This is a genomic window from Rhizobium sp. PDO1-076 (assembly GCF_000247475.1).
Classification (GTDB): domain Bacteria; phylum Pseudomonadota; class Alphaproteobacteria; order Rhizobiales; family Rhizobiaceae; genus Allorhizobium.
This window is the reverse complement of sequence record NZ_AHZC01000124.1, coordinates 1-5,637: the sequence shown is the minus strand read 5'-3', so window position 1 is coordinate 5,637 and position 5,637 is coordinate 1. Positions and strand designations below refer to the sequence as shown.

4 protein-coding genes and 1 riboswitch are annotated in these 5,637 nt (G+C 64.4%); of the genes, 1 reads left to right on the top strand and 3 read right to left on the bottom strand.

What is annotated here, in order from left to right:
• The 3 genes from PDO_RS09395 to thiB all read right to left on the bottom strand — a co-directional run.
• Positions 1 to 599 (bottom strand): thiamine ABC transporter ATP-binding protein (locus PDO_RS09395; RefSeq protein ID WP_037073177.1); only part of this gene is annotated, 599 nt, incomplete at its 3' end.
• Positions 599 to 2,233, bottom strand: a complete 1,635-nt coding sequence (gene thiP / locus PDO_RS09390; RefSeq protein WP_007600819.1) for a thiamine/thiamine pyrophosphate ABC transporter permease — start codon at positions 2,231 to 2,233, stop codon at positions 599 to 601. The genes thiP and PDO_RS09395, both read right to left, overlap by 1 nt.
• A gap of 10 nt (positions 2,234 to 2,243) precedes the next feature.
• A complete protein-coding gene (thiB, locus tag PDO_RS09385) occupies positions 2,244 to 3,269 on the bottom strand; it encodes a thiamine ABC transporter substrate binding subunit (protein ID WP_007600817.1) in 1,026 nt (341 codons plus the stop codon).
• Positions 3,270 to 3,315: 46 nt separating this feature from the next.
• A riboswitch (TPP riboswitch) is annotated at positions 3,316 to 3,429 on the bottom strand.
• Positions 3,430 to 3,563: 134 nt separating this feature from the next.
• Between thiB and PDO_RS09380 the strand changes: the two genes are divergently transcribed.
• Positions 3,564 to 5,354, top strand: coding sequence for an ABC transporter ATP-binding protein/permease (locus PDO_RS09380; RefSeq protein WP_007600815.1), 1,791 nt, complete (start codon positions 3,564 to 3,566; stop codon positions 5,352 to 5,354).
• The last annotated feature ends 283 nt before the right edge of the window (positions 5,355 to 5,637 follow it).

Here is a 5,637-nt window from a genome sequence, read left to right as displayed (position 1 = left end):
TCGACATCGCGCGGATCATGGCTGACGAGCACGATCGTCGCCCCGGTCTCGCCGTGCAGATCGGCGAGCAGTTCGACCATCACCGCCCGCAGCCCCGGATCGAGCGCCGCAAACGGCTCGTCGAGCAGCAGCACCGGCTTGTCGCGCACCAGCGCCCGGGCAAAGGCCGCCCGCTGGCGCTCGCCACCCGACAAGGAGCCCGGCAGCCGCCGCTCGAAGCCACCGAGCCCGACCCGGTCCAGCGCAAGCGACACCGCCTGGCGGTCCGCCGCCGTCAGCCGCAGCGCCGGATGAATGCCGAGCCCGATATTGGTGTAGAGGTCGAGATGGGCAAACAGATTGTTGTCCTGGAACACCAGCGACACCGGCCGCCCTGCGGGTGCAAGAGCCGTGACATCCTGATCGCCGATCAGCACGCGGCCGCTGTCTGGCCGCTCGAAGCCGGAGATCAGATTGAGCAAGGTCGATTTGCCCGAGCCCGAAGGCCCGACGACCGCCGTGATCGCCCCCGCCTCGAAGCGGCAGTCGAAGTCAAAGGACATCGCGCCGAGCGTCAGCCGCAGCTGGTCGAGGCGGATCGCCGCCGCTCTTTCCGTCATCATCGGCGCATGTCCTTTCCTTGCGGCGCGCCGATCAGCGCCAGCACTAGGCAGATCGCCCCCAGAATGAGTGCAAGGCCATCGGCGTCATGGCTGCGATAGCTGCCCATGCGCGCATAGATCAGCGACGGCAGCGTCGAGATGTTTTCCGAACCGAACAGCGCCACCGCCCCGAGATCCCCAAGCGACAGCGCCATGGCAAAGGCCAGCGCCATCGCAAGCGGCCGCTTCAGCACCGGCCAGTCGACCAGCCGGAAGCGTGAAATCCCACTCAGCCCGAGCGAAGTCGCAAGCCTCGTGGTGCGGGCCTGATGCTCGACAAAGGCCGGCTCCAGCACCCGCATGACAAACGGCAGCGCCATCAGCGCATTGATGCCGACGACGATGACCGGCGCAAAGCTGGCGATGTCGCCGGTCTTGCGCAGGGCCAGGAACCAGCCGGTCGCCAGCACGCTGGTCGGCACCAGCAGCACCAGCGACGAACTTGCCCCGAGTGCCGCCGACAACAACCGCGATCCAATGGCAGCAGTGCGCGCCGACGAAAGCGCGGCCCGTGCCGAAACCACCCCATAGGCGCAGGCAAGCGACAGCAGGCCGGCGGACGATGCGACGATCAGGCTGGTGCCCGCCGCCTGCCGGAATGCCGGCTCCCGCAACAGCTTGACCAGATCGGCATTCACCCCCGAGACGATCACCTGCGCCAGCGGCAGCACGAGAAACAATGTGGCCAGCAGCAGGACGACAGCATCCAGCAGCCGGATCGCCAGCCCCATGCCGTCAAATCGCACAAACCGCCGTCCGCTGGTCTGGCCGGTATCGACCGCCGCCGGCAGCAGGCTCAAAGCCGCAAGGATGGCGCCGGTGACGACGATCTGCATCAGCGCCAGCGACACCGCCCGTTCGGGGTCGAAATCGAAGCGCAGCGCCTGATAGATCGCCACCTCGATCGTCGTGGCCGCCGGCCCGCCGCCAAACACCAGAACCAAGGTGAAACTGGTGGCGCAGAGCATGAAGATCAAGCCGCTGGCACCCGGAATGACCCGCGCCAGCACCGGCCATTCGATGAACCGGAAGATCGACAGCGGCGACAGGCCGAGGCTCGCCGCCGAACGCCAGTATTCCGCCGGCACCCGCTCCAGCGCCGACAGCATCAGCCGGGTCGCCAGCGGCAGGTTGAAGAACACATGCGCGATCAGGATGCCGGAAAGTCCGTAGATCGACACCGGCTCGGCAAGGCCGACAAGGGCCAGGCCATCATTGATGATGCCTTGGCGCCCGAAGATACCGATCAGCCCGAGCGCCCCGATCAGCACCGGCAGGCCCATCGGCACCGCCATCAGCCGGATCAGCCAGCGGCGACCGGCAAAACCCGGCTGGCGCGCCAGCGCACTGGCGACCGGCAGGGCAAGCATGACCGACAGAGCCGTCGAAAGGGCTGCCTGAAACAGCGTGAAGCGCAGCACCGAATGCACCACCGGATCGCCGATCACGCCGAGGAATGCGCCGTCCATCCGGCCGCAGAGCAAGGCTGCCAGCGCCGTGCCGATAAAACCCGCCACCAGCGCAAGCACCAGAAGACCGCCGGCCAGAGCCGGCAGTCTTTCCGCGTTTGCCAGGATGCGCGGGCGGGCCATGCCGCGAGGCTCAGTTCAGCGTCATCGCGGCCAGCCATTCGTCGATCCACGCCTTGCGGTTGGCGGCGACCTCGGCCGAACTCATCAGGAACGTCGTCTTCGGCTGCACCAGCGTGCCGAAAGCGTCCGGCAGCGGCTCGGATGTCGCAGCCGCCGGCATCATCCAGTTGTTCGTCGGGATCGTGTCCTGGAAACCAGGCTCCAGCATGAAGGCGAGAAACTGCCGGGCCAGATCCTTTTGCGGCGCGTTTTTCAACAGGCCCGCGACCTCGATCTGGATGTAATGGCCCTCGGAGAATTCCGCCGCCTGATAGCGATCGGTCTCTTCCGCCACCATGTGATAGGCCGGCGAGGTGGTATAGGACAGCACCATCGGCACCTCGCCCTTGGTGAACAGGCCGTAGGCCTCCGACCAGCCGGGCGTCACCGTCAGCACGCGGCCCTTGAGCTTGGCCCAGGCCTCCGGTGCCTTGTCGCCATAGACCGACTTGACCCAGAGCAGCAGGCCGAGCCCCGGCGTCGAGGTGCGTGGATCCTCGATGACGATCTTCTGGCTCGGATCGCCCTCGACCAGCTCCTTCAGGCTCTTCGGCGGATTTCTCAGCGTCTCACTGTCGTAGACCACGGCGAAATGCCCGTAGTCATAGGGCACAAAGACATCGTCGGAAAAGCCGCCCGGCACCTTGGCCTTGGCAAGATCGGTGCCCGAGGCTTCAAAGAGACCGGTCTGCTTGGCTTCTTCGGTCAGGCTGGTGTCGAGGCCGAGAACCACATCGGCCTTCGAGCCTTCGCCTTCCAGCTTCAGCCGGGTCAGCAGCGCCACGCCATCGGCGACGCCGACAAAATTGACCGTGCAGCCGCAGCTCTTCTCAAACGCTTCCTTGACCTTCGGTCCCGGACCCCATTCGGAAATGAAGCTCTCATAGGTATAGACGGTCAGGGTCTTTTCGGCGGCATGCGCCGGCAGCACAAGGCCTGTGGCAAGCAGCGCTGCGGCAAGGCCGGAACGCAAGGTGTCGACGAGATATGATGGCATGACGCCCTCCTCCTAAAAAACAATTGATCTCGGGATAGGGCGCTTTGCGATCGACGCGTCTAATCCCTCCGCCGGTGTTAACCGGATCAGGTTCCGCGGGTTGGCTTTCGCCTCTCAGCATTTCGTCCCGATGGAACAAAAGGCACCCCGTTAGAGCAGCCTTGAGATAGCGCGCCGCGCGGGTCGGCGCAAGATGTGCCTTGCGTATCGTGCACGGCAGAGCCGCGTCAAAGGGTAAGGGAAACGCAAGCCCTGCGTGCTAGAGCTTGTCTGCGATGGATGGGATGAGTGCGCATGGTAACCTTTCATACGGAACAGCAGACCGCCGCCGAGGGCACGTTGCCGGCCGCCGAACTGAGCTTCAACCGCCAGCTTTCGATAGCGCTGGACAGTTTCTGGCAGTCGGCGGTGCGCAACCGCATTCTCGCCTTCGCCACCGCCCTGCTCGGCATCATCCTCCTGACCGCCTATGGCACGGTGCTGCTCAATCAGTGGAACGCACCCTTCTACAACGCACTGGAACGGCGGGATCTTTCAGCCTTCCTGAACGAATTGCGCAACTTCGCCATCATTGCCGGCTTCCTGCTGCTGCTCAATGTCATTCAGACCTGGCTCAACCAGATGACCGCGCTCTACATGCGCGAGGGCCTGTCGCGCGACGTCGTCGACCAGTGGCTCAAGCACAAGCGGGCCTTCCGCCTGTCGATGTCGAGCCCGCTCGGCGTCAATCCCGACCAGCGCCTGCATGAAGACGCCCGCAAGCTCGCCGAAATGACCACTTCGCTGACGATAGGCCTGGTCCAGTCGACCATTCTTCTGGTCAGCTTCATCGGCGTATTGTGGAACCTGTCGAGCAATTTCACCTTCCATGTCGGCACATACAGCTTTGCCATCCCCGGCTACATGGTCTGGGGCGCCATCCTCTATGCGCTCGCAGCCTCCCTGCTCAGCCAGCTGGTCGGGCGCCGCCTGTCGCGATTGAATGCCGATCGTTATGCCCGCGAAGCCGACCTGCGTTTCTCGCTGATGCGGGCGAATGAAAATCTCGAAGCGATCGCGCTGGCGCGCGGCGAGGAAACCGAGCGCCGCCATATCCACCAGACGCTCGACACGGTGATTGGCTCGATCCGCCATCTGGCGATGGCGCTGACCAATCTCACTTGGGTCACTGCAGGCTTCGGTTGGCTGGCGATCATCGTGCCGATCCTGATTGCATCGCCCGCCTATTTTGCCGGCCCGATGAGTTTCGGCGGCCTGATGATGGCGGCCGCGGCCTTCACCCAGGTCTATTCGGCGCTGCGCTGGTATGTCGACAATTTCGGCGCCATCGCCGACTGGCGCGCCGCCCTGATGCGCGTCACCGTCTTTCGCGCCGCCCTGATGGATCTCGACCAGCAGGTGCAGACCGCCGGTCGCATCACGATGGCAAGCGGCAAACCGGGACAGATCGATCTGCAGGCGCTCGAAATCTGCGTGCGGGTCAACGGTGATGCCTGCGAAAGCGCCTTCCGCCTCAAGGAACGCGATATCACCATCAAGTCCGGCGAAAAGATCATGGTCAATGGCGACCAAGGCGTGAACCGCAAGCTATTGTTCAACGCGCTGGCCGGCCTCTGGCCGTTCGGTGAAGGCAAGGTGACCTTGCCCGCCAATGAGGAAATCCTCTTCGTGCCGCAGGTCGGTTATCTGCCGGAAGGGCGATTGCGCAGCCTGCTTGCCTATCCCGCACCCTCCGCCAGCTTCTCCGACACCGAACTGCGCGCCGTGCTCGCCCGCGTCGGCCTCAATGAACTGGTTGACCGTCTCGACGACCGCGCCCGCTGGGACCGCGCGCTCGACAAGGACGAACAGATGGCGCTGGCCTTCGCCAACATCCTCCTGCGCAAGCCGCGCTGGGTGGTCTTCTACGACGTGCTGGAAGGCCTGGAACCCGCCACCGAAGAGCGGCTATGCCGCATTCTCGGCGAACTCGGCGACACGACGCTCCTCTACATCGGCCGCTCCGCCGCCTATCTCCAGGCCACCAATCCGAGGCTGCTGCATCTGGAACGCACTGGTCATGCTGCCGAAGCGCTGGTGGATTGATCGACGTCTGTCCGCCGTCCCGTATACCGGTTTTACAAGGCCGGCGCGCGGCCCCGCGCCGCCTGAGCGGAAGAAGTCGGCGCAAAGCGGACGGCAAGGTGGGCGGTGACTTCCTTCTCCCCCCGAGGGAGAAGGTGCCCGAAGGGCGGATGAGGGGGCTCACGCGCACAAACCACCCCAAAACCTACTCCCAGGGGGGATGAACTTTCCAAATCCCCCAACGTTTTCAATAAAACGCACCCCATTTCATCCCCCTCCTTTCCACCCGTGCCATAATCCCCCC